The organism is Gilliamella sp. wkB112 (assembly GCF_001690685.1).
In the GTDB taxonomy this organism is placed as follows: Bacteria; Pseudomonadota; Gammaproteobacteria; order Enterobacterales; family Orbaceae; genus Gilliamella; species Gilliamella apicola_J.
The window spans coordinates 89,497-113,703 of record NZ_LZGL01000017.1 but is presented as its reverse complement, the minus strand read 5'-3'; the positions used below and the strand labels follow the sequence as shown (position 1 = coordinate 113,703).

Genomic DNA, 24,207 nt, shown 5'->3' with positions numbered 1-24,207 from the left:
ACAATCTATATTAGTATGCACCTAATCCCATAAGCTGAATTGACCCTTGGGGATTTAGTTAATTTGATCCTTTTTCAAATGGAGAAATAACACCATTTTCTAAAGATTTACATTTTGGACAAGATAGAATTGCACCAAATTTTAGTACTTTGATATCAATAACACAGAATAAAGATGGGACAGGTTTTATTCAAGGAGTTCATGCTGATAATGGTTGTAAATAGGAGAAAATAATTGCATATTTTGATTCCTGAAGATGTACCTTTTAAAATATCAACAACAGATATAAATGTATTTTATAGTGAAAGAGGGGGAGCAAAAATATTGCTTGATGTCCTCTCTAATGAAAATGGTATCGAAAAAAAATATTATCCAATACAGATTTTTTTCGAAGTTGTGGCAGAGCTCAAATGTATTACATTAAATTATTATGAGTTAAATTATGAAAACTATAAAATAGAATCAAATAGTTCCAGATCTTCTAATTACTCTGAGATCATCGGATTTTATCAGGTAAAAAACTCTACTTTACTACAGCAGTCACTTGAAAAATATGATCCTAAACATAGACTAAATCTATCTCATTATTTAATTATAGGAAATGATAGCTATATTGAGTTATTAGCATCAAGATATTCAATAAGTTATACTAACCAACCTTAGTTTTGTTTAAGGGAATAAGAAAAAATAAGCCATCTTAGTTATGTTTAGAAAGCGATAAACCTAACTAAGTTTAAAGCTATATCCTTAATATAAATTATGTTCGAAATAAGCTAGCAGTTATTCCTCAATTTAAACCAGAAATATCTTATGTACAGCAGTTTCATATTCCAAAAAGAGCACAAGTACAGATTGGACCAGTAGGGCCACAAATATACGATGGAGGAGTATATTCTGGCGGGAGATCTCAAGTGCAAATATTGAATTACTCAGACAGAGCAAGGCTTGAGCCAGTGGGTGAGCCAAGGCCAATATCAGAAGTAGATGGTTGTCCATGATAAATGATTTTAAGCTAATCTATAATGAAATGCAGACAAAAATAGTTTTAGATAGATACCCTTTAGCTGTTTCTTGGACATTTGAAAATTAGCAATATATTTTAGAGAGTAAAGACAAAATAATAGCTACTTGTTTGAAAAATAGAAAAGAAATTGCTATTGTTATAATCCTATTTAATATACAGAAAAATAAAGCAATTATCATTAATGGAGATAAAACTATAAAGTAGGATGTATCTAATGATAGAAACTTTGGATTGAGCGGCAATTGAAGATTTAGTTAAAAACGCTAAAGAACAATTAGGAAATGCATCATTAAATGATTTGTTTAGAGCTTTTGTTTTTTATTATAAAAAATGATGCATTTTTACAGTTTTAATAAAAAATTATAGTAAAAATAAGCTTGTATAATGTGTTAATTTATTTGCCTTCTTCATTAAGGGGTAATTTACTAATTTTGACCAAAACTTAAGATACCAAGGACAATACCTAGATCATGAAACAGGCTTGCATTACAATACAAGCTATGCGTAGGTCAGGTATTCCGGAAGGAAAAATAGCAACTCTTAAGCAGCAAGCCAGAAACTTCTACGATAAAATAACTTCAAAGAAACCTAACACAACAGAAATGCGGGGCTAAATAAATTGACTAAGCAAGAATTATATAGACTGACTCACAAACAGAATAATGATATACAAAATAGTGGTATCAAATTTGGAGGAGGAGCATTTTGGCAAAATAATTGGCCTAAAAATCCATTAGGAGAAGACTTAGCCCTTTTATTAACAATTGATACTAATAAATTAAATAATCTGATCGATTATATTAATTTGCCAAAAGATAAATTTCTATCAATATTTTCGACATATAATCCCCAAAGATATTTTTTAGATGATATTGTTTTTTTTGGTGATGAAAAAGAGTTGAATTATATAAAGTCAGGTTTTACTAGAGTGACTATTAGTAATCAAGATATATTAAAAAAACATAATAACATATTTGAAAGTAAAGATATGAAAATAGAAAAAACAGAAATTGAAGAGTCTAGCTTTCCTTCATTTTCACTAGTTTCAAAAAAATACCCTAAAGGACTTTCGGGCTGTAAGGCCTTAGAAGATGAATATAGATTTATATGTCAAGTATATTCTCGTGACCTCCCTCCTTATGATGGAAGTGCCTTATATCTTTCTGATGCTATTGGATATTTGTTTTTAAGAAAAAATATTATTGATGAAAATGATGCAGGTATATTTTTTGTTCAAACGGCCTGATATATAAATTAAGATATATCGCCGATATAAGGGTAAACTATTTTGTTTTATTCATAGTTTACAGGAGGCGTTTCAATTTTGAAAAATATTCTCTAATAAATAGTAAACACAATAGAAATTTTAAGCCAGCTATCAATGATAAAAGATTTTAAACTAATCTATAATAAAATGCAGACAAAAACAGTTTTAGATAGACTGCCTTTAGCTGTTTCTTGGACATTTGAAAATAAGCAATATATTTTAGAGAGTGAAGATAAAATAATAGCTACTTGTTTAAAAAATAGAAAAGAAATTGCTATTGTTATAGCCCCATTTAATATACAGAAAAATAAAGCAATCATTATTAATGAAGATAAAACTATAAAATGGGACGTGTCTAATCTACTTAAGGAAAATAAGCGAACAAGTTGTAGTATATTTAGTGATGTTTATTATGTTTTAGATGAGTTAAATTTTTTTATTAATGAAGACAATAGTTATGATTTTAAATTTTCATTTGATTCAAGTACTGGAAAGCTAGGTGATTTAATTCAATGTAAATAACTTATTGAATAATAAAGGTTGACAAATATTGTTGAAAAGTGCAGCAATTAAGCAAAATGTTTAAACCGGTAAGAATCATTACCGTTTCGTAAGCTCTCGGTTATCCGAAAACTGCTATTGATGGTGCGAATGTCGACATTATCATACACTCCAATGTTTGCATTCCTAGTGCATATTAGGTTAGATCCATGGAACAGCTGAAGCTGTTCTAATTTCTATGCCTGTACTAGTTGGCGAAATGAATGATTCTATGGCAATATCTTCTGAACAAGTGAGGTCTGTCGATTGGGCTGTAACAGACTATATTGGCAATAAAATTTTGCTTGATTTAAAGTAAGGTTTTGTATTGGATTTGCTGGCTCCTTATTTTTTTATGTAATATTGTTTGGTTCTAAGTCACTGTAACTGTTTATTAGTAATAATTTTTAGGGTAATGACTTATCCTAAAGAAAGGTGCAGTACCGTATACAAATTATGATTGGTAGTAATTGGCCTTTGTTTAAAGAAAGTAAAAGTAACATATTGCCATTTGTCTGGATTATAGATAACGACTTTTGCTAGCTCATCTGGATATTGCATATTTTTGAAACGAAAATCTTTTAATTGTGCTTGTTTAGGAATATTTGCTACCTGCTCTAAAACATATCGGCATTGCGAAAATGACTGACTGAGTTCAATTGTAGCTGCCAGTCCAATATTAATATTTTGCCAGCCAAACGAATCAATAATATTGTCAAAATAACCATCAAAGATAAATTTAGTCATTCCAGTAGTTTGTTGCCAAACATAAAGTGGGCAATAACTATTAGTTAAATTATCGTTACCTTTTTCTGAGATTAGATAGGCTTTAAATAATAAATCTGCAAAACCATCCATTTGGTAACCATGTTGTTTAACCCGATTTTTTATGATCTGCATATCATAATCGGCAGGTAAGTTAATTTTATATTGCATTGCTTGCATAGGGTGTTCCTCATTGATTAAGTTGATTTATTTTAGGCAGTTAATTGAGGTTTGAATAATTCTAATTTATGATTGGGTTATCAAAAATAATGATAAGGAGCAATTGAAAATGGATTTTAAAGGATTAAAAATTTTTAAAACGATTTATGAAGTTAAAAGTTTGAATAAAGCCGCCAACATTTTAGGGTATACGCAATCTAATGTGACGGCGCACTTAAAAAAAATGGAACAGGAATTGAAAACTACGCTGGTTATTCGTAGCTTTATTGGAATTAAACCAACAGAAGCAGGTGAGCAATTTTACATTTTTGCCAGTCAAACTTTAAATAAATTGGCTAAACTACAACAGTCATTTAAATCTATGCGTCCAACTTTACTAATTTCTGAACTACTATTCCAATTTATTGTTATTGAGAGTGCAAGATATACAATTGAAACTACGGATATTACTATCAAAAAAACCTGTGAAATGAATAATATTATTAATCAACAAAGTTATGATGAAGTGATTTGTTTTAAGCAACTTAATCATCCTGATTATTATTTGATGCAAACGCCAGCGTTAGCTGTCTCATTGTTACAAAGTCAATCAGTAACAACGCCGAAGCAATTGCCAATATTGATTAATCATGATGAAGATTGCCCTTTAAGAGCTTTAACTTTAAGATTATATGGCGATTTTGCTAACCTCATTACGGTTGATTCGCTAAGTATGTTATTAAATTTAGTAGAACAAAGTCAGGGCATTGCTTTATTACCGTTGTTTTTGGTGGGTAATAATTATAAAACGGTCGATGATAATCGTTATAACCTTGATTATTATCATTATCGACATAAAATCAGTTAGCCGCTTAAAACAGTTTTAAAGTGACTTATTACTAGATTAGGACAATTTACTGTGATATTGTCGGCGATATTCGGTTGGCGTGCGTTCGGTTTGTTTGCGAAAAACGCGACAAAAGTAATTGCTGTCTTTAAAACCGGAGGCAAGGGCGATCTCTTTCACATTTAAATCATAATTTTTTAGTAATGATTTAGCATATTCTAAGCGAATTTGATTTAAATATTCATTCAAACCTATATTACCTTCACGTTGGAATAGGTGCGATAAATAGTTAGGTGAAATGTAGAACATATTGGCCAAAAAATCGCGAGTCACATCTTCCCGAAAATGGGTATCAATATACTGGCGAATGGCCTCAAATAGGCTGGTTGTTTTTGATGCGGTTTCAACTTTAACATTAAGTAAATCAAGGGTATTACTTAGTAAGCCTTGAATGAGGAAGTATGCGGTTTGGCTTTGCTTTACTAGTTGGTTTTGCCAAGTCAGTTCGGATATTGCTTGAATAATAAAAGTACCAATTCTAGGACCACGTCGTGGTGCATTGATTTGCCCATAAGGAATCAATTGCTTGCCATCCCAATGTAATAAACTCAAACCAATTTGCTGCTTACCAAATAAGATACTCAATGTGGTAACCGGCTGTTGCCATATGGGTTTATTCCAACTGTTGGGTGTGATATATAATAAATCGTAAGTTAATAAATTTTGTTGTACTACTTCACCATTATTTTCTGCCCATTGTATTTGTTGTTCTCCTTCTAATATGATTTCTATCCTAGGAAAATCCACTTGGTAAGCATGTAAAGGGACATTAATATTTTGATTGGCAAAATAGATATGATTTATTTTATGAGGATATTTAACCAGTTCAGTTAAAACCTTATTTATTGATATTTTCATTTTATTTTATTGATTATTAATGAAATAATTTAGTGTTAATGGGCATTATATACACAAAATAAGTATTGATGCAAATAACTAATAGCGATTAGTTTAGAAATAAATTATGCCATCAATTTAATAAGTGTGACTTAGATCACATTTTTTTATGTAGCGTACAAAAATCCAGTAAATGGCAAAAATGTCTTCTAGGTTAATCTTACAATTTTTTTTACTATGTAAGTCATAGAATACCCATTTAATAAAATTATTATCAAGTAGGAGTTAATCATGGAATTATATTTAGATACCGCTGATATTGCCGCCATTAAACGTTTAGCCGCTGTATTGCCAATTAGTGGGGTAACCACTAATCCAAGTATTGTGGCTAAATCAGGTAAGGCTATCTTTTCGTTACTCGCTGAGCTACAAGATATTTTAGGTGCTGATAAATTATTATTTGCCCAAGTTCTTTCCAGCGACGCTAAGCAAATGATCAAAGAATCAGAACAATTAAGAAAAGTGGTACCAAATTTAGTGACCAAAATTCCGGTTAATGCTGAAGGATTAATTGCTATTAAAGAATTGACTAAGCAAGGAGTACCAACATTAGGGACAGCTGTTTATGGTGCAGGGCAAGGATTTTTAGGTGCATTAGCTGGTGCTAAATATATTGCTCCTTATGTTAATCGAATTGATGCACAAGGTGGTAATAGTAAAGATACTGTGCAAGAATTACAAAAATTATTGGATTTACATTGCCCGGAATCTATGGTGTTAGCTGCGAGTTTTAGAACCCCAAGACAAGCGTTAGAATGTATGTTAGCAGGGTGTAAAGCCATTACCTTACCGGCTGATGTGGCGGAATTGTTTATTGCCGATCCTGCTGTAGATGCTGCCGTTACTAAATTTGATCAAGATTGGTGTGCAGCATTTGGCTCCTTAAAGTATTAATAAGTTAAATCATCATACGTGAGGTTACTAACCCAATGCTATTAATAGCATTGGGTTAGTTTTTATTTTACAAAAAAGATAGGCTAGTTTTAGTAATTTTAGTGTATGATAATCCGCGTGTTCATCATGAATAATGCGGAGTTACATCATGGCAGAGAAATCATCAAGAGTAATAGTCAATGGGCTATTAACTGTAATTAAGGTTGAGCACTTATCAAGCAATTTTATTCGCATCTATTTTAGTTGTGATAAATCTCTACAAATAAATCCATTATGGGTAGGCCCTCATTTAAAACTAATTTTCGCTGATCCTATTACTAAAGCAATTACTTTTCCAGGGTTTGATGAAAAAGGTAAATTACTGTTAACTGAAAATGTGCGTAAACTTGCTCGCACTTATAGTATTCGCAAATATGATGAAGTCACCAATCAATTAGTTATAGACTTTGCTATTCATGCGAAAGGTATTGCTATTCTTTGGGCTCAGTCAGCTAAAGAGAGTGATCAAATTGGTTTGTTTGGTATGGGTTCGAAAACAGTATTTGAAAATAGTTATTTGGTTTTAATCGGTGATATTGCAGCAGTACCTGCTATTTGTTATAGCTTAGAAAATTTACCTGATAATCAAAAAGCGAGTGCTTTTATTGAAGTTAAACATCAATCTGATGTAATGCCGTTACCAAATAATGATAACGTCGAAATTAATTGGTTAATTGCGAATAGTCTACAACCAAATCAATTAATTGATTCGGTTATTGCTGCTAATTTACCAACACATGATGACTTATTATTTTGGGGCGGTATGGAAAGTTCATTAGCTCAGCAACTACGCCATGCAATAAAAGATAAATATTCCGATCTTAATGCTGATGCCGTGCAAATTATCAGTTATTGGCGTGAAGGATTTGCTGAAGGCGAGTTCCGTCATCGCGAATAATCTAACTAATTTATGAATATTCTTGCTCATTTGCACTTGGCAACTTTAGCCAATAGTTCCTTAATTGGTAATACGGTCGCTGACTTTGTTAAAGGTGATCCATATGCAATTTATCCACAAGCGATAGCCGATGGTATTATATTGCATCGTAAAATCGATATTATGACCGATAGTTTGCCTGAAGTTAAACAAGCCAAATTATTATTCCGACCAACTCACCGCCGCGTGGCGACCATTGCTTTAGATATTGTATGGGATCACTTTTTGTCTAAATGTTGGCAAGATTATGGTGTAACCAGTAATGTCAGTGAATTTAATCAAGCAACACGACAACAAATCCAGCCGTATATTGATGTTTATCCGCGAGATTACCAGAATTTCATGCAGGCTATGTGGCAGGGTAAATGGTTAGAAAATTATGCGTCAATTGACTTTGTTGGCAAGGTATTGAATGGTATGGCTTCAAGGCGACCTAAACTGTATTTGTTGAAACAGACCATTGAGGATATTAAACAAAATTATACTGAATTAGCCACGCTATTTTTTAGATTATATCCTCAAATGTGTGTAAACATTCAGTCTGCTAAAAGCAATAATTTATAAGTTGACATTATTGGGCAAATTATAAAAATTGCCCAATAATAATTGCTATATTATTAATATTATTTAGGTAGAGTAATTTTACCATTTTCTTTTTTGATTAGATCATTACGATTTGGTGATTGTGATATAGGGATTAAGTTTTTACTAGTAACGCCAGTAGTATAGCCACTTTTACCACCTTGAGCTTTAGCACGAATCACTTGGCTATCGGGTAATGTTGCTTTAGAAGTTAAGTTAGCCCATAACCATTCTATGGCATCTTCACCATAATAATCAATCGATACTAAGGTGTTGTCGAATGGTACTTCCCCATCAAGATAGCTAGTGTTTTCAACTTCCATATAACGTAATTGTGATGTTTTATTTTCGATTTGACTATTTAAGGCGACATAAGCTCGAGCGGTATCAGGTAATTGTTTGACATTATTACGGGCATGCACAATAAAAGTTTTAATTTTATTTAAATTACCTGACATCGCAACTTGTTTAAGCCCTTGTTGAACACGTGGATCTTTTAATTTTTTGTTCAAGCATATTGCACCTTTAGTATTATAATCAACTTCATCCTTATGTTGTGAACTTGAGTAAAAATCACGTCTTGGCGAGTGAAGATCATCATTGTTGACTAAATCGAGAGCTGTAGCATTAATACCCAGCCATAATGGTAAATTACCGCTAGCCAATCCCCAAAGTTGTTCAAAAGTTACTTCTTTTAACGATTTGACTAATCCCATATAGTAAATTGGATCTTGTTGAGTGCTAGCTACAGAATAATTACACATATTTTGACTTACATCAAAGCGTCCATAAGAACTGATATATTTGTACGGTAAACCAATTGATTCTCGATAGTAAAAATAAGGTAGTTGGATATCCATGTCGGAGGTCCAACCATATTGATGTAATTTATCCAGAGCTTCTTGCGGGCTTGCAGTAGTTAATAGTTTAGCCTTATTTAAAGAGTCACAGCGATTTTGAGAATGCAGATACCTATCGGCTAAAGGTATTATATAATTATCAGAATGATTAGCTATAATTGCTGGCACAGCACATGGTATATACAATGCTGCATATGAACTATAATCAGCAATTGATTTAAAATCTAATGGTTTTGTGGCATTATCACCTAATTTAAGGGTAATCGGTGTTTTAGGTGGCAGAGTGTAAATTTGTGGATTAACAGCAACAATTCCTTTAATAATATTATCTTTATCCAATTCGCCTGCTTTTAGCGCAGCGCCTCCTCCATCAGTGGTTCCATAAACTAGGACTATAGTATTATCTTTATTGAAAGTAACTTTTTGTGTTTCTGAAAATTCTGAATTGAGTTGATAAAACGCAAATTCAATCGATTTTAGAACAAATTCCCCCCAACGTTGTTCGGAATTTTGTTTTGAATGCAACTGTTTAATTGCATAACGGTTAGGGTATTGCTGGCTATATTGAGCTCTATTATTAATTTTAGGGGCAAACATTAAATTATTGGTTTGAGTAATACCATCAATGCTATAACCTCGTTGGTTGGTAATATCGTAAATACCATTACCTAAGGCCTTATCATTATAAACTACGGCACAATTATGTCGTAATCCCCATAACCCCCGTATTTGTATATCTTTGGCGTTAAATAATCCATCTGAATCACTAGCAGGAACTGCAACAATACAAGGTTTATTGGTATCAAAATCAAGTGGAATTTGTAATAATAAGCCTACTTTTTCATTGTCATTATCGATAGTTGCTAATATTTCGGTACCGGCTACTTTACCATCAAATAAAGGGGTTAAATCTTGACGTTTGAAGCCAAATAGCGAACCTTCGCCAGTATTAGGATTGATGAAACGATTTAATTTAGCTTGCCTAAGCTCATGTATGGTTGGTTTAGCCGGATTTGCAAAATTAGTAACACTATTAGTCGTTGATAAGCGAGTAAAACCTAAACCGGCAGTGACTAAATCATCCTTATCACCATCATAATAATTCGAACTTACAATAGTTAACCAATCTGGTTTTTGATTTAATTGAATTTCAGGACGGATGATATTTAAACGCTTTTCTGGTTTAACAGCTGCTTGCAATAAGTGGGGCATTGTAATAATTATTAAAACGAGCCAAGATGCTAAAGTTTTTATTTTTATGTTCATCTTCATTGCAATTATTTCCCTATTTTCCTTTTAATTAAATTATTTAGAAAATTATAAACAACAGACTAGTATGCGTCTATTAATATATATGGTATAGCATAATGGCGTTGAATTTTTGTTATATTTTATTTTTGCAATTATTAACTTGATCTAGATTTGACAAAGTCCAAAATGCTGAAATTATTCTTTCTGACAATCGTCTTTTTTGTACACAAATACCTATATCAAAGGGTTGCATCAAATTGGTTGACCATTCGGTAATGCGTTCCCTAATCCTTTCCGGACTATTTTCCATAACTACTTTTGGTAGTAAGGCTACACCACAACCAAGAGCTACCATAGATACGATTGCTTCATGTCCGGCAACGGTAGCGTAAATTCTTGGGTTAGTAATTTTTTGTTGTTTAAACCATAAATCAATTCGATGTCGGCTTGGACCATGCTCTGGAAGTATAAATGGGATATTATGCCAATCAGGTTGTTTCTGATGTAATTTATCACTAAACGAACTATTTAGTTTGGGGATAAGTAACACCATTTCAATTTCGCCTAACTTCAAAAACTCAATACCTGCTGGTAGTTGTTTTGGTCTTCCGGCAATAGCTAAATCTGCTTCATTAGATTGGATTTTTTCAACTGCATCAGCGGCATCACCAGTTGATAATTTTATTTCAACAAAAGGATAATTAATGCGATATCGATCTAATATATCAGGTAAGTGGCTGTAGGCCGCGGTAACTGAACAAAAAAGTTTAAGTTCTCCAACTAACTGTTGATCTGACTTATCAATATCTTGTTGTAATTGTTGATGTAGGTTAACCACTTGTAATGCAAAACGTTTTACTCGGTCACCAACTTGAGTGATTTGTACTTGGCGATTATCGCGAATAAATAATGGATGGCCAAAATGTTCTTCTAAGCGTTGGATTTGCCGTGACAAAGTTGATGGACTTACATGCATGGCATCTGCCGTCATACCAAAATGGCAAGTTTCACATAAATGTAAAAATAATTTTAAGTCACGAATATTCATTGTTGATATCTGTTTATACTAAAACGTTATGCTTACCTGAAACTTTTTGTCAGGATATAACCATCATTGTTCAATGTTATACAAGTATTATGCATAGATAATTAAATAAGGTAAATAGCCTGTGTCACAACATTCATGGCAATATAATATGATACCTGTTAGAATACGCGATTATTTTTGTTTGATAAATATAGTTATCTTTATGACAGAACAAGCTTATTTAGATGAAGTTAACGCTCGCCGTACGTTTGCGATAATTTCTCACCCAGATGCCGGTAAAACCACTATCACTGAAAAGGTATTACTATTTGGACAAGCCATTCAAACCGCTGGTACAGTAAAAGGGCGTGGTGCTAATGCGCAGCATGCTAAGTCAGATTGGATGGAGATGGAAAAACAACGTGGGATCTCAATTACGACCTCGGTGATGCAATTTCCATATAATAACTGTTTAGTTAATTTATTAGATACTCCAGGGCATGAGGATTTTTCTGAAGATACTTATCGCACGCTTACGGCCGTTGATAGTTGCTTGATGGTGATTGATGCTGCTAAAGGGGTTGAGGATCGCACTCGCAAATTAATGGAAGTTACGCGTCTACGTAATACGCCAATTTTAACCTTTATGAATAAGTTAGATCGGGATATCCGTGATCCGATGGAACTATTGGATGAGGTTGAAAACGAACTTAATATTATGTGTGCTCCTATTACTTGGCCAATCGGCTGTGGTAAGTTATTTAAAGGTGTTTACCATTTAGCTAAAGATGAGACTTATTTGTACCAGTCAGGTCAAGGGCATACCATTCAAGAAGTACGCATTGTTAAAGGTTTAACTAATCCTGAATTAGATGCCGCAGTAGGTGAGGATTTAGCTCAGCAATTACGGGATGAACTTGAATTGGTACAAGGTGCTTCCAATGAATTTGATTTAGAAGCGTTTTTATCTGGTGATTTAACACCAGTATTTTTTGGTACTGCGTTAGGTAATTTTGGTGTTGATCATATGCTAGACGGATTAACCGCTTGGGCACCAACCCCACAATCTAGGCAGACTGATAAACGTGAAGTGGCGGCAACTGAAGATAAATTTACTGGTTTTGTGTTTAAAATTCAAGCTAACATGGACCCCAAACACCGTGACCGGGTAGCCTTTTTACGTATTGTTTCTGGTAAATATGAGAAAGGCATGAAATTACGTCATGTAAGAATTGCCAAAGATGTGAACATTTCTGATGCCTTAACCTTTATGGCGGGTGATCGTGAGCAAGTTGAACAGGCTTATGCTGGAGATATCATTGGTTTGCACAATCATGGTACTATTCAAATTGGTGATACTTTTACTCAAGGCGAAGATCTTAAGTTCACAGGTATTCCTAACTTTGCGCCAGAATTGTTCCGCCGTATTCGTTTAAAAGATCCTCTCAAACAGAAGCAATTATTAAAAGGTTTGGTGCAGTTATCCGAAGAAGGTGCAGTGCAGGTATTCCGACCAATAATTAATAATGATTTAATTGTGGGTGCGGTTGGGGTTCTTCAGTTTGATGTTGTAGTAGCACGCTTAAAATCTGAATATAACGTTGAGGCGATTTATGAGCCAGTAAATGTAACTACTGCACGTTGGGTTGAGTGTAGTGATGTGAAAAAATTGGAAGAGTTTAAGCGCAAATGCGAACAGAATTTGGCGTTAGATGGTGGTGATAATCTTACTTACATTGCACCAAGCATGGTTAATCTGAATTTAACACAAGAACGTTACCCTGATGTTGAGTTTAGAAAAACTCGTGAGCATTAATTGAATTATTTTCAATGTATAATAAAAGAATTAAAGAGCTGGTTGGCCAGCTCTTTTGGTATTGGTTAAAAATTTAGTCCATGCAAAGCAATGCCATCAAATGAACTCCATTCAGGAAAAACATCTGCTAATAAATTAACTGTTTTGAACAAGTTATCTTCTTTCCCCATAAAACTGATTATATGGTTTTTGGCATCAGATTTTTCTAATGAACTAGCGGAATAGGTATAAATTGCATTATCGCTGGTAAGTTTTTCTTTATTTAATAAAATAACGTCCTTATCATTAAATGCTACTTTTTCTATTTCCCCATAGGTTTTGCTAGGAACATAAAATTTTTCAAGTTCATCATCAAGTATTCCACTTTCAAGTGCAATCGTAATTTTTTTGCTATTTTTATCACCCCAAGATAACCAATCTGTACTAAGATTGTAAATTAGATCATAATCTGTGCGGTAAACCATAACTATGTATTTTGAAGTATAAGGTGCAATATCTTGTACAATTTGTTCACCATTATCTATATTGCGTAACCAAAAGGGTATAACTACTTCAATTTTGTCACCCCAAGATTGACTCAACATTTTTATTGCATTATTCCATAATTGCCAAGTTGCTTTGGGATCTTGGTTATATTCTTTTAGAATATAGGGTTCAATATCATATTGAATTCCAGCAAGACAAGGTTTGTCTTTACGAGCTTGACAAAATTGTTTAATAACTTGGTTACGCTCAATAGCATATTTTAAACCAGATTCAATCACCATGTCTGGCGAACCTTCAACAGCAATAATTTTTATCTGATTATTAGCGGCAATATCTAATAGTTCAATTAATTGTTCTTCGTCGGCAATTTTGTCATTATCGATTGATAATTTAAGATAAATTTGGTCAATACCTTTAGATTTTACGGTTTTTATGAATTTTTCTGGATAGTTAAGCCAAGTACTTGCTTCCCAGTTCCACATCGCTAAATTAACTAATGATTTTGACGAAGTTTGTTGGCTTTTTGATTGGATACGATGGATACTAACCAATTGTTTATCAATGTTCTTATTTTGATTTAACATGGTTTCTTGGGTTTCAATTGCAGTAGTTGGTTTAAAAACATTGTTTTTATCTGAACCAGATAAAATAATGTTGTAATTTTTATCTTGTTTGGGTGAAATTGATGTGAAAATGACATTTTCAGTTTCGCTTGAAACTATTTTTTTTTCACATTCTGGTGAATTGTCGTTAGGTAATGCCCATAGTATTTTATAGGTGCCATCAATTGCTTTACATAAGAAAAGGTCAGTAGCAAAAGTAGAACTAACGTAAAAACTGATTATAAATAAAAAAATACTTCGAATTATACTCATACTATTTATCAAACTTGACCCTCTCCATTTTCCCCCAAGATATTTTACCTTTTCTTAATCGAAGAAACCCTTTAAGTTTCCAATATAAACAAATTTGTCGATAACCAAAATTTTCTAACAAAGATATATAAAACAGCGATATTAAATATCTTGTTTTATTTAATCCCTTTAACAATAATCCATCGATCGCTATAGCAACAGAATTAATTAATATGTTGTAGCAAATGCCAAGTAAAAAATAGGAAGCTATTATATTCCCATTAACTATTTGAAAATACCAGAAGAAAGGTAAGAGTAGGTAACCGAAAAACTCTGTTAGCGGGCCTATAATATCAGTTAGCACCGAATAAGGCAATAAGGCAAAACCTACTCTATGATATTTGGGCCTAAGCATTAAATTTTTGAAATGAAAAAATGTTTGTAATGCACCTATATGCCAACGAATACGTTGGTTTTGTAATATTTTCCATTTTTCTGGGACTTGTGTCCAACAAATTGCTGTGGGCACAAATTTTATTTTATAGTCAACATGGGAATCATAAATATATTTATGCAATTTTACTGTGAAATCAAAATCTTCACCCATAGAACCTACAGAGAATCCTCCCACTCTAATAGCAAAATCACGACGAAATAAACCGAACGCTCCTGATATAACAGGTAGTGTTTTAAAATGATTCCATGCGACTTTTGCCATTAGAAATGAGCGCATATATTCCAGAGCTTGTAGTTGTACAATATACTTTTTAGATAACTTAATTTTGGTTACTAATCCTTTATGGATCAAACAACTATTGGCAACGCGTATTGTGCCTCCTACAGCAATAGTTTTAGGGTCGTCAATAAAAGGAACAATAGCATTAGTTAGTGCATCAGGGGCAAGGATTGAATCAGCATCTAATAGGCAAACAATAGGTGCTCGACTTAAATTGATAGCTGCATTATGTGCATCAGCTTTTCCACCATTCTCTTTGTCTATAACGCGAAGACGACTATCTTTACGTGAAATATAAACACCTTTAATTCTTGCATGTGGCAGTTGTTTTAATTCTGTATTATTTAAATCGTGCTCAATTTCTTCAAGTTCCAAATATTGATTAATTAATTCGAAAGTTCTATCAGTAGAACCGTCATTGACCACGATCATATCTACATTGGGGTAATTTGATGCAAGCATAGACTCAATACTATCGATAATGGTTACGCTTTCGTTATATGCAGGCAAAATAATAGTGATCGGGTGTAAGAAACCATCATTATTATATGTGCTTTGTATTTTACGATCTCTATTAGGGTTATCAACTAAAACGTATAAAGCAACGATAAGTTGTATAAAATAAACTAAAACTTGTAGCAGTCCAATTAATACAATAATGAAAACAATAATATCCATACTTACAATTAATGTGTTGTATACATAGTCATTCATAATATTGTCCAATGGTTTGATTTTTAGAGGTATTTTCATGCTCATCAAGAAAGCAGACAAATAGTTTGCTTTCAAAATTAAAATATTCTGTAATTAACTTTTGTATGCTGCATATTTTTTCTTGGTAACAAAATTCATTGATAAAGTTTAGTATGTAACAACTATGAATAACTCCAGATGCTTTGTATTGCAATCCTAATAATATTTCAAACAGTGATTGCATATAGTCGCGCTGATCTTCTCTAGCAAAAGTTACATATGGAATAATAAAGTTGTTGGAAATTTCTATTAACATTGCAAGTAAAGCATTATCAGGACTTATAGACTCTTCAATAATTAATTGAGACTCAAGATGTAATAGAGTATTAGATGGAACAAGTCTTAGAAAGCAGAATAGTCCTTTTTGTGTCGTAGAATTAAAGAGTTGTATAATTAGTTGTGCAAGTGATACTTCTGGATCGCTATTTAATAAACTTAAAGCAGCAGCAACAGCAACTTCTTGCCTATGATCTGAACAAGCTTTTCTTAAAGCTTTTAATGTTTTTTCGCAAGGATAATATGACAACATATTCGCCGCTTCAATTCGTTGTTGTGCATTCCCTTTTTTTAATAACTGACGTAATTTTTTTTGAAATGTTTCTTTTGCAAATAAAGGGATAAAATTATGTAATTCATGGCATTTTTTTTTGGCAAAAAATGAAGCAATCATCGTCATAGAACCCGACGGTAACGCTTCCGAAACAGTATTTACGAAGATGCTCGAATCATTGAATTTTATGCTTTTGTTATAGGATTCAATTAATTTTAACTTAAGTCGACTATTGTGCCGATGCCGTCTTTTTTGTATTCTATAAATCAAAGCTGTGACAAATAGCACGACAATACTAGTTACCACTAAACTTCCATTATAAATATTGACATACCGTATTAGAATATCCATTTTATGCCACACCCTAAGTTTTTTTTGTTATACAATTTACGGTTATATGTTTTTTGTTTTCTGTCTTCGTCAGAATAGTTTAGCTGTAAGGTAATTAGATTAGATATATCATAAGATAATCCTGCAAATCTGGTCTTTACTTTTATCAGAGATTCATTAAAACCACTAGAACGATCAGATGTTTCTTGCGAATCTGAGTAACCAGCAAATAAATGTAATTTTTCAGTTGGAGAGCTAGTTAGTTTTACTAAAAATCCATTCATATGGTTTTCATTTTGGTCGAAGGTATTAAACCATATTCCTGATATAGATAATCTATCGTCCCAAAAATATTGAATTATGCCAGGGGAGATAGTTTTAATGTTGCCATCATCATAGTGATCAAGTTTCAAATCTAAGGTGATATGAAATGAATTAATGTTATCATTGGTTGAATTGAATAAAGTATAATCCCCCCCACTTGCAAGGGTATACTTTGCAAAAAACTTATTTGACGAAGAGACTAAACCAGTAAAATAACCGTAGGCCCTATCATTAAAAGTATGCCATAGTGTGCTGCCATATTTTTGGTCATCCATATGGAAACGATGAGACTGTACAAAATGCCCTACAATGGTATTTTTCTTTGATAATTTGTAGGCAAGAGAAGTCTCTAATTCATTCCAAGTCGCATAAGAATTTGATAAGCGACTGTGAGTACCAGCCAGATTAAATTCCCAATTATGGATAGAATCTTTGACAGCTTGTATTGCGTTTTTTAATTCTAGTAATTGAGTGTCATTGGGCGATTTTTTTAAATATTGCTCCAATAAAGCCTCGGCTTTATCCGGATGATCGTTATTTTGTGCTAATACAATACTTGTAAGTCCATACTGAGCATCGACATAGTCAGGAGCAATAGATAAAGCTTGTTCAAAAGCTTGTTTTGCCGGTTCTAATTTACCGAGAGCATAATAATTAAAGCCTAGTTGAACAAGAATATCAGAATTAGTCGGCGATAATTGGCGAGCAATTTCTAATTTTGATAGTGAAAGTTCATAATTCTGCGATTTTTTAGCTTCAAGGCTTTCTTTCAATAGTAGATCAGCTTTAACCGCATTATCATTATAATTGATTGTATTAGCTATGGACGAATAGCTATACATTAACATACTAATAATTAAGACTAATTTATGATACATAGAATAACCTTAATACATTATATTTTGTTTGGTATGGTGTGTTTGTACTTAATTACTATTCAACTTTCTATTCTGTCGATTGTGTCGACGAGAACAATATAGGAAATTTAGCAAAGTATTAATTTTGTCCTTTCCTACATACGAATCAATGAATGTTAGCTATATCCTCAAACAACATTGAGTCGATTGGAGCCACTATTTAATGGTGCTAATTTGTACTTATATAGATACGATAGCGAATGCTATTTTTAAGACATAAAAATTGTAAACAATTTATTACTATATTGAACTGAATATAAAATTTATATATATCATTATTTGACGAGTAAATTATAGTATAACTTATCAGCAAAATACATTAATATTATAAAATATTTATTGTTAATTAGATTTAACTAATAGATTATGTTTGTTTCATTGCGCCATCCCTAATATAGTAAATTCAAAATACACTACTTATTCTCTTTTGTGGAAGATTATATGCATAAGATAAAGATTAAACTTGTTGTTTTTATAGTACTAACGTTTATTATTTTTGATTCATCCTTTGCGAGTGAAAATAAGCTCACACATCCCGTTTTATTGGAGAAAGTGCAACAGAGTGATCGCGACAATCGTCAATATGAAGTAATTGAATTGGCAAATAAAATGCGGGTGTTAGTAGTTTCGGACCCAAATGCGGTGCAATCTTTGGGATCATTAGCATTGCCGGTAGGGTCTCTGCAAGATCCTAAAGATCAGCAAGGTCTAGCTCATTATACCGAACATATGGTACTTATGGGATCGACTAAATATCCAGAGCCAGCGAGTTTTTCACAGTTTTTGAACCGTCATTCTGGTAGTTACAATGCTAGTACTGCCCCTCATCGAACTGCTTTTTATTTTGAAGTTGAAAATAGTGCATTAGATACTGCTCTTGATTATTTAGCCGATGCGATTGCCGAGCCTAAGTTAGATCCCAGTTTTGCTGATAAAGAACGTAATGCGGTAAATGCCGAAATGACTATGGCAAGATCGAATGATGGTTTTAGAATTGGTCAAGTTGATTCTGAAACCATAAATCAACAACACCCAGCAGCCCAATTTTCAGGTGGTAATTTACAAACGTTAAGTAACAAACCAAGCAGTAAATTACAAGATGCATTAGTTAATTTTCATAACGACTATTATTCTGCCAATATCATGGTGGGCGTGATTTATAGTAATCAAACCTTGAGTAAATTAACTAAATTAGCAGAAACTACCTTTGGTAAAATTCCGAATAAAAATATCACCGTACCTAAAATTGATCAGCCAGCAATCACGCCAAATGTACTGAGTAAACAAATTGCAATGGTACCAGCTCAACCACAAAAATTGTTATTTTTACAATTTCCAATAGAAAATAATCTAGCTAAATTTGCTGATAAGAGTGATGAATATATTGCTTATTTGCTGAGTAACCGTAGTCAAAATACAGTGTTTGATTTGTTACAAAAACAAGGTTTGATTGAGAGTATTAGTGCAACTAATGATCCAATCCGTTATGGTAACAGTGGTATGTTCAGTATTAATGTGAGTTTAACTGATGACGGACTAGCTCAAAAAGATAAAGTAATTGCTGCTATTTTCAATTATTTACAATTAATTCAAAAACAAGGCATTACTGATGCTTATTATGAGGAGCTAAAGAAAGTTTTAGCATTAGAATTTAAATATGAAGATATTAACCGTGATATGTCGTATGTAGAATGGTTATCAGATCAAATGTTGTTATATCCGGTAAAAAATGTGTTAAATTCTGATTATATTGCTACTAATTTAGATAAAACAGCAATCATTACTCGCCTAAAAAGCTTAACTCCAGATAATGTCAGAATCTGGGTGATTTCGCCAGATCAAACCACTAACAAAATGGCTTATTTTGTCGAAGCTCCTTATAAAGTCGATAATATTACTGCTGAACAAAAAGCGAATTGGCTAAAGTTAGGTAAATCTTATTCATTTTCACTACCTGAGTTAAATCCGTTTATTCCTGATGATTTTTCAATTACTAAGCAAAATAGTAATCAGGCTCAACCGGCTGAATTTAGTAAACGTGGTAATCATATCCATTTTGTTAGCCAGTATTTTAAAAATGAACCTAAAGCCGCTATTGTAGTTTCGTTACGTAATAATCAAGCTTTTGCATCGGCCAAATCAGATGTCGCCTTTAAATTACTTGATTATATTGTTGGCCGAAATTTAGATAATTTACAATTTCAAGCAGGGGTTGCGGGAATTTCATTATCTACTGGCAATGATAGTGGCTTGATGATTTCAGCAAGTGGTTTTAGTCAACATTTACCAAAAATGGTTACCGCAGTACTTGATAGTTATCGTAATGTTACTATTGATGAACAAACTTTAGCTTTGGCTAAATCTTGGTATCTGCAAGAACTTGATAAAGCTGAATATGCTAAAAGTTACTGGCTAGCGGTTCAGCCGGTTAATGCGTTGTCAGTATTACCGCGTTATTATGAACGGGATGAAAAACGCCAAATTACCGCTAATATTAGCATTGAAGATATTGTAGCTTACCGTGATAATTTACTTACTCGTTCAATTCCTTATATGATTAGTTTGGGTAACTTGTCTAATGAAAATTCTTTAGATCTTTATCATTCTATTCAAAAAAACTTAGTGCGAGATGTTGAATTTACACCGATTGATAATGTTAAAATTAAAAATTCGTTAGCTGCTAAAATTACTCAGCAAGCTAAAAGCACGGATCATGCTTTGATGATGAGTTATATTCCTACTGGCTACGATAGAATCAGTAGCGGTATGTTAAGTTATACTTTGTCTAAAATGATATCACCATGGTTTTTTGATCAATTACGTACTAATGAGCAACTAGGCTATGCTGTATTTGCTGGTCCTGTGACTGTAGGTGATTTTGCCGGGATGAGTTTTATTGTGCAAAGTAATCAGTATGATCCAGCATATTTATTTAAACGTTATCAAGAATTTTATCCTGTTATGCTAAGTAAGTTACAAGCATTGTCTAAACAAGATATTGAGCAATACAAAAAAGCCGTACTTGATGAATTAAATATGCCACCGCAAACATTAGACGAAGAGTTTAGTCGTTATATGCCAGACTATCAAAATTCCCGCTTTACTTTTGATTCTCGAAATAAAAAAATAGCTCAACTCAAAAAAATCACTCAGCAAGATTTGATCGATTTTTATAAACATTCAGTAATGGAATCAAAAGGATTAGTGTTGGCTTCACAAGTATTAGGTAAATCTTCAGATGATGCTAAACAGCCACAAGCTATTACAGAGTTTACAGAATTCAAAAATGCATCAGTATTACAGGATGTTTTATTAAAATAATATATGTAAACGTATAGCTAGCCTGAAACATCTTTACAAAAATTGGCATTGTTATCGCCTTATGATACACTGCCAAAAACTCGTATACATTGAGTGGATTATGATTACAGGATCGATTGATTATTGTGCTATTGGGCAGCGATTACGTGCTTATCGTATTGCTGCTTCATTAAAGGCTGAAGATGTGGCAGAAAGTCTTAGAATTTCTCGAGCTGCGGTTTATCGTTTAGAAAAAGGCGAGATTGTTAAAATTGAGACCTTAGAAAGGTTAGCCCTTTTATTAGATACTTCCTTGGCTAGTTTGCTTGGTATTGATACTGAATATTATTCGAGTGGTGAAGGTTTTTTTGAACGCATGCGGCAGTTAGAACAGCAATCAACCCATATCTATTCGCATTTTGATCCTTTTTCTTTTTTATTAACCTCACCCGATTACTTGAATCATTTAGCTTTAATGTTAGATGAATCAAGTGGGTTACAACCTAAACCTGATTATTCTGTTACATTATCAATTTTAAAAGAACGTAAAAAGCAGTTTTATCAGTCAGAGCCAAAAATTATTAATTTGATTAGTTTACGCAATGTAGAACGTTTTTTACATATTGGTTTGGTCGGTAATTTAACTATTTCACCAGGTAAAAAATCTGAACGAATGTTATTAGCACGCAAAGAGGTTTTTCACTTAATTGAATTACTAGAACAACAATCTTTCGCCCCAACTATTGCTATTACTCAAGAAGCTATTCCATCTATCACTTTTCAAATTTTTTATCGTGATGAACAACCAATATCGCTGGCAATGAGTCCTTTCCGATTAGGTGAACTACCTAATGTTACTACTGGTATCGCATCGATTACCTCATCTAATGATGCAATTAAGCGCTATCGACATTTATTTGATAAGTTATGGCAAAATAGTGCTAAAGATCATCAAGCTATTGATTTGTTAAAAGCTACACTAGAAAGATTTTAAAAAAATATTAAAGAGAGTCAGCATGTTATCCTTAACATTACAACCTATAAAAAGATTTAATGGTACCATTAATTTACCCGGTTCTAAGAGCGTATCTAATCGTGCACTATTATTGTCTGCCCTGAGTACAGGGACGACCCGTTTAACTAATTTGCTCAATAGTGATGATGTGCGTTACATGCTTGATGCTTTGGCTGCACTAGGTGTGAATTATCAATTATCTCATGACCGTACCATTTGTGATATTGAAGGTCATGGCGGCATATTGCAAACGCAACATGCGTTAGAGTTGTTTTTAGGTAATGCTGGCACGGCTATGCGCCCACTAACTGCGGCTTTATGTTTAGGGAATAATAATATAATTTTGACCGGTGAACCACGTATGCAAGAACGGCCAATCGGTCATTTGGTCGATGCCCTACGACAAGGTGGCGCCAAGATTGATTATCTTGAAAATGACGGTTACCCACCGTTGCATATTCATGGTGGATTTGTTGGTGGTAAAATTGAAGTTAATGGATCTGTTTCCAGCCAATTTTTAACTGCGCTATTAATGGCAGCGCCATTAGCAACTAATGATACCGAGATTAGCATTATTGGTGATTTAGTGTCGAAGCCTTATATTGATATTACCATTAAAATGATGGCAATTTTTGGGGTGTCCGTAGTTAATAATAATTATCAAAATTTTGTGATTAAAGGTCAACAAAACTATCAATCACCAGGTGATTATTTAGTGGAAGGTGATGCTTCATCAGCTTCTTATTTTTTAGCGGCAGCAGCAATTAAAGGTGGAACAGTTAGAGTTACGGGGATTGGTAAAAAAAGTTTACAAGGTGACACCCAGTTTGCCCATGTATTAGAAAAAATGGGTGCCAAAATTACTTGGGCTGATGATTATATTGAATGTACCAAAGGTGAACTCCATGGTATTGATATGGATATGAATCATATCCCTGATGCGGCGATGACTATCGCGACTACAGCGTTATTTGCTAAAGGGTCAACCTCAATTCGCAATATTTATAATTGGCGAGTTAAAGAGACCGATCGTTTAATCGCGATGGCTACTGAATTACGCAAAGTTGGGGCGACAGTCGATGAAGGGCGGGATTATATTACTATTGTTCCCCCAGCTAAATTAAGGCACGCCGAAATTAAGACTTATAACGATCACCGTATGGCAATGTGTTTTTCATTAGTGGCATTATCGGATACGCCAGTAACGATTTTAGACCCTAAATGTACCATGAAGACTTTTCCTGATTATTTTGAACAATTTAAACGTTTAAGTGAAGAATAAAATGCATAAAACAGTTCCGGTTATTGCCGTTGATGGACCGAGTGGAGTGGGTAAGGGCACATTGTGTCAAGCTTTAGCTAATCATTTTAATTGGCACCTGTTAGATTCTGGTGCTATTTATCGGGTTCTAGCTTTATCCGCTTTACAAAATAATATTGCTCTTGATAATGAAGAACAACTGGCTAGGTTGGCACTTAATTTGCCGTTAATGTTTGATTCAACAACAGCAGAAGTTAAAGTCTTATTAAATGGCATTGATGTATCAAAAGATATTCGTACTGAAGAAACAGGAGGCGCTGCGTCTAAAGTAGCGTCACTCACTCAAGTAAGAACTGCTTTATTACAGCGTCAACGTGATTTTAGGCAAGCTCCAGGGCTAGTAGCAGATGGTCGCGATATGGGTACGGTAGTGTTTACGGATGCGCCGGTAAAAATTTTCTTAGACGCTAGTGCTGAGTCTCGAGCAGAAAGACGCATGAAACAGTTGCAACTGAAGCAAAATCGTGCTAAATTCGCCGAAATTTTGCAAGATATAACTGCGCGTGATGAGCGCGATCGTAATCGCCCCGTAGCGCCGTTAAAACCTGCAATAGATGCACTGGTAATTGATACTACATCACTTTCGATTCAAGATGTTTTTAATCAAGCTATTATGTACACAACTGAAAAACTCGCCAAGTAAGCAATCTTATTTA

Annotated in this window: 21 protein-coding genes; 13 read left to right on the top strand and 8 right to left on the bottom strand. The window is 33.3% G+C overall.

Annotation, left to right across the window (positions count from 1 at the left end; genetic code table 11):
• Window positions 1-234: 234 nt before the first annotated feature.
• From A9G12_RS07205 to A9G12_RS07195, 4 genes are all read left to right on the top strand, one after another.
• Entirely contained in the window at window positions 235-663 is a 429-nt protein-coding gene (locus A9G12_RS07205) for a hypothetical protein (protein ID WP_065565177.1), read from the top strand.
• A 602-nt stretch (window positions 664-1,265) separates the two neighbouring features.
• On the top strand, window positions 1,266-1,358 hold the full coding sequence (locus tag A9G12_RS12640) for a DUF7716 domain-containing protein (RefSeq protein ID WP_442903478.1): 93 nt from the start codon (window positions 1,266-1,268) through the stop codon (window positions 1,356-1,358).
• A 285-nt stretch (window positions 1,359-1,643) separates the two neighbouring features.
• Entirely contained in the window at window positions 1,644-2,270 is a 627-nt protein-coding gene (locus A9G12_RS07200) for a DUF1963 domain-containing protein (protein ID WP_065565176.1), read from the top strand.
• 135 nt (window positions 2,271-2,405) lie between these two features.
• Complete coding sequence (locus tag A9G12_RS07195) at window positions 2,406-2,813, top strand: hypothetical protein (protein WP_065565175.1); 408 nt, start codon at window positions 2,406-2,408, stop codon at window positions 2,811-2,813.
• A gap of 438 nt (window positions 2,814-3,251) precedes the next feature.
• On the opposite strand, the gene A9G12_RS07190 is transcribed toward A9G12_RS07195, so the two are convergent.
• Complete coding sequence (locus A9G12_RS07190; protein WP_065565174.1) at window positions 3,252-3,776, bottom strand: DUF4865 family protein; 525 nt, start codon at window positions 3,774-3,776, stop codon at window positions 3,252-3,254.
• 109 nt (window positions 3,777-3,885) lie between these two features.
• On the opposite strand from A9G12_RS07190, the gene A9G12_RS07185 reads away from it, so the two are divergent.
• The gene (locus A9G12_RS07185) at window positions 3,886-4,623 is read left to right on the top strand and encodes a LysR family transcriptional regulator (protein WP_065565173.1); all 738 of its coding nucleotides are present in this window, start codon (window positions 3,886-3,888) and stop codon (window positions 4,621-4,623) included.
• Between the two features lie 36 nt (window positions 4,624-4,659).
• On the opposite strand, the gene A9G12_RS07180 is transcribed toward A9G12_RS07185, so the two are convergent.
• Window positions 4,660-5,520, bottom strand: a complete 861-nt coding sequence (locus tag A9G12_RS07180; RefSeq protein ID WP_065565172.1) for a helix-turn-helix transcriptional regulator — start codon at window positions 5,518-5,520, stop codon at window positions 4,660-4,662.
• A 270-nt stretch (window positions 5,521-5,790) separates the two neighbouring features.
• Here A9G12_RS07180 and fsa point away from each other — a divergent pair, with 270 nt between their 5' ends.
• From fsa to A9G12_RS07165, 3 genes are all read left to right on the top strand, one after another.
• On the top strand, window positions 5,791-6,453 hold the full coding sequence (gene fsa / locus A9G12_RS07175; RefSeq protein ID WP_065565171.1) for a fructose-6-phosphate aldolase: 663 nt from the start codon (window positions 5,791-5,793) through the stop codon (window positions 6,451-6,453).
• Between the two features lie 148 nt (window positions 6,454-6,601).
• Entirely contained in the window at window positions 6,602-7,390 is a 789-nt protein-coding gene (locus tag A9G12_RS07170; protein ID WP_065565170.1) for a siderophore-interacting protein, read from the top strand.
• A 12-nt stretch (window positions 7,391-7,402) separates the two neighbouring features.
• Window positions 7,403-7,993: an acyl carrier protein phosphodiesterase gene (locus A9G12_RS07165; protein WP_065565169.1), complete on the top strand. Its 591-nt coding sequence runs from the start codon at window positions 7,403-7,405 to the stop codon at window positions 7,991-7,993.
• 59 nt (window positions 7,994-8,052) lie between these two features.
• Here the strand turns inward: A9G12_RS07165 and A9G12_RS07160 are convergent, their stop codons facing one another.
• Together A9G12_RS07160 and ilvY are read right to left on the bottom strand one after the other, a co-directional pair.
• Entirely contained in the window at window positions 8,053-10,143 is a 2,091-nt protein-coding gene (locus A9G12_RS07160; RefSeq protein WP_081299693.1) for a 3-hydroxybutyrate oligomer hydrolase family protein, read from the bottom strand.
• A 112-nt stretch (window positions 10,144-10,255) separates the two neighbouring features.
• Window positions 10,256-11,170, bottom strand: coding sequence for an HTH-type transcriptional activator IlvY (ilvY, locus tag A9G12_RS07155; protein ID WP_065565167.1), 915 nt, complete (start codon window positions 11,168-11,170; stop codon window positions 10,256-10,258).
• A 202-nt stretch (window positions 11,171-11,372) separates the two neighbouring features.
• On the opposite strand from ilvY, the gene prfC reads away from it, so the two are divergent.
• Complete coding sequence (prfC, locus tag A9G12_RS07150) at window positions 11,373-12,965, top strand: peptide chain release factor 3 (RefSeq protein ID WP_065565594.1); 1,593 nt, start codon at window positions 11,373-11,375, stop codon at window positions 12,963-12,965.
• A 65-nt stretch (window positions 12,966-13,030) separates the two neighbouring features.
• Here prfC and A9G12_RS07145 read toward each other — a convergent pair whose 3' ends face one another.
• The 4 genes from A9G12_RS07145 to A9G12_RS07130 are packed head-to-tail and all read right to left on the bottom strand — an operon-like array spanning window position 13,031 to window position 17,876.
• Window positions 13,031-14,326 carry a hypothetical protein gene (locus A9G12_RS07145; RefSeq protein ID WP_065565166.1) on the bottom strand — a complete coding sequence of 432 codons (1,296 nt, stop codon included), beginning with the start codon at window positions 14,324-14,326 and terminating at the stop codon, window positions 13,031-13,033.
• Window position 14,327: 1 nt separating this feature from the next.
• A complete protein-coding gene (locus A9G12_RS07140; protein WP_176701751.1) occupies window positions 14,328-15,755 on the bottom strand; it encodes a glycosyltransferase family 2 protein in 1,428 nt (475 codons plus the stop codon).
• Window positions 15,748-16,695: a HEAT repeat domain-containing protein gene (locus A9G12_RS07135; RefSeq protein WP_065565165.1), complete on the bottom strand. Its 948-nt coding sequence runs from the start codon at window positions 16,693-16,695 to the stop codon at window positions 15,748-15,750. Before A9G12_RS07135 ends, A9G12_RS07140 begins: the two co-directional genes overlap by 8 nt.
• The gene (locus tag A9G12_RS07130; protein WP_065565164.1) at window positions 16,683-17,876 is read right to left on the bottom strand and encodes a YaiO family outer membrane beta-barrel protein; all 1,194 of its coding nucleotides are present in this window, start codon (window positions 17,874-17,876) and stop codon (window positions 16,683-16,685) included. Before A9G12_RS07130 ends, A9G12_RS07135 begins: the two co-directional genes overlap by 13 nt.
• A gap of 480 nt (window positions 17,877-18,356) precedes the next feature.
• Between A9G12_RS07130 and ptrA the strand changes: the two genes are divergently transcribed.
• From ptrA to cmk, 4 genes are all read left to right on the top strand, one after another.
• A complete protein-coding gene (ptrA, locus tag A9G12_RS07125; protein WP_065565163.1) occupies window positions 18,357-21,236 on the top strand; it encodes a pitrilysin in 2,880 nt (959 codons plus the stop codon).
• Window positions 21,237-21,336: 100 nt separating this feature from the next.
• Window positions 21,337-22,209 (top strand): helix-turn-helix domain-containing protein, encoded by an 873-nt coding sequence (locus A9G12_RS07120; RefSeq protein WP_065565162.1) that lies wholly within the window; start codon window positions 21,337-21,339, stop codon window positions 22,207-22,209.
• A gap of 22 nt (window positions 22,210-22,231) precedes the next feature.
• Complete coding sequence (gene aroA, locus A9G12_RS07115) at window positions 22,232-23,512, top strand: 3-phosphoshikimate 1-carboxyvinyltransferase (RefSeq protein ID WP_065565161.1); 1,281 nt, start codon at window positions 22,232-22,234, stop codon at window positions 23,510-23,512.
• Between the two features lies 1 nt (window position 23,513).
• Window positions 23,514-24,194 (top strand): (d)CMP kinase, encoded by a 681-nt coding sequence (gene cmk, locus A9G12_RS07110; protein ID WP_065565160.1) that lies wholly within the window; start codon window positions 23,514-23,516, stop codon window positions 24,192-24,194.
• Window positions 24,195-24,207 lie beyond the last annotated feature (13 nt).

Bases quoted from the DNA above. Each gene is read 5' to 3' on its own strand.
- A9G12_RS07195 (WP_065565175.1), top strand. From the start codon at position 2,406: ATGATAAAAGATTTTAAACTAATCTATAATAAAATGCAGACAAAAACA.
- A9G12_RS07190 (WP_065565174.1), bottom strand. From the start codon at position 3,776: ATGCAAGCAATGCAATATAAAATTAACTTACCTGCCGATTATGATATG.
- A9G12_RS07185 (WP_065565173.1), top strand. From the start codon at position 3,886: ATGGATTTTAAAGGATTAAAAATTTTTAAAACGATTTATGAAGTTAAA.
- A9G12_RS07180 (WP_065565172.1), bottom strand. From the start codon at position 5,520: ATGAAAATATCAATAAATAAGGTTTTAACTGAACTGGTTAAATATCCT.
- fsa (WP_065565171.1), top strand. From the start codon at position 5,791: ATGGAATTATATTTAGATACCGCTGATATTGCCGCCATTAAACGTTTA.
- A9G12_RS07170 (WP_065565170.1), top strand. From the start codon at position 6,602: ATGGCAGAGAAATCATCAAGAGTAATAGTCAATGGGCTATTAACTGTA.
- A9G12_RS07165 (WP_065565169.1), top strand. From the start codon at position 7,403: ATGAATATTCTTGCTCATTTGCACTTGGCAACTTTAGCCAATAGTTCC.
- A9G12_RS07160 (WP_081299693.1), bottom strand. From the start codon at position 10,143: ATGAAGATGAACATAAAAATAAAAACTTTAGCATCTTGGCTCGTTTTA.
- ilvY (WP_065565167.1), bottom strand. From the start codon at position 11,170: ATGAATATTCGTGACTTAAAATTATTTTTACATTTATGTGAAACTTGC.
- prfC (WP_065565594.1), top strand. From the start codon at position 11,373: ATGACAGAACAAGCTTATTTAGATGAAGTTAACGCTCGCCGTACGTTT.
- A9G12_RS07145 (WP_065565166.1), bottom strand. From the start codon at position 14,326: ATGAGTATAATTCGAAGTATTTTTTTATTTATAATCAGTTTTTACGTT.
- A9G12_RS07140 (WP_176701751.1), bottom strand. From the start codon at position 15,755: ATGAATGACTATGTATACAACACATTAATTGTAAGTATGGATATTATT.
- A9G12_RS07135 (WP_065565165.1), bottom strand. From the start codon at position 16,695: ATGGATATTCTAATACGGTATGTCAATATTTATAATGGAAGTTTAGTG.
- A9G12_RS07130 (WP_065565164.1), bottom strand. From the start codon at position 17,876: ATGTATCATAAATTAGTCTTAATTATTAGTATGTTAATGTATAGCTAT.
- ptrA (WP_065565163.1), top strand. From the start codon at position 18,357: ATGCATAAGATAAAGATTAAACTTGTTGTTTTTATAGTACTAACGTTT.
- A9G12_RS07120 (WP_065565162.1), top strand. From the start codon at position 21,337: ATGATTACAGGATCGATTGATTATTGTGCTATTGGGCAGCGATTACGT.
- aroA (WP_065565161.1), top strand. From the start codon at position 22,232: ATGTTATCCTTAACATTACAACCTATAAAAAGATTTAATGGTACCATT.
- cmk (WP_065565160.1), top strand. From the start codon at position 23,514: ATGCATAAAACAGTTCCGGTTATTGCCGTTGATGGACCGAGTGGAGTG.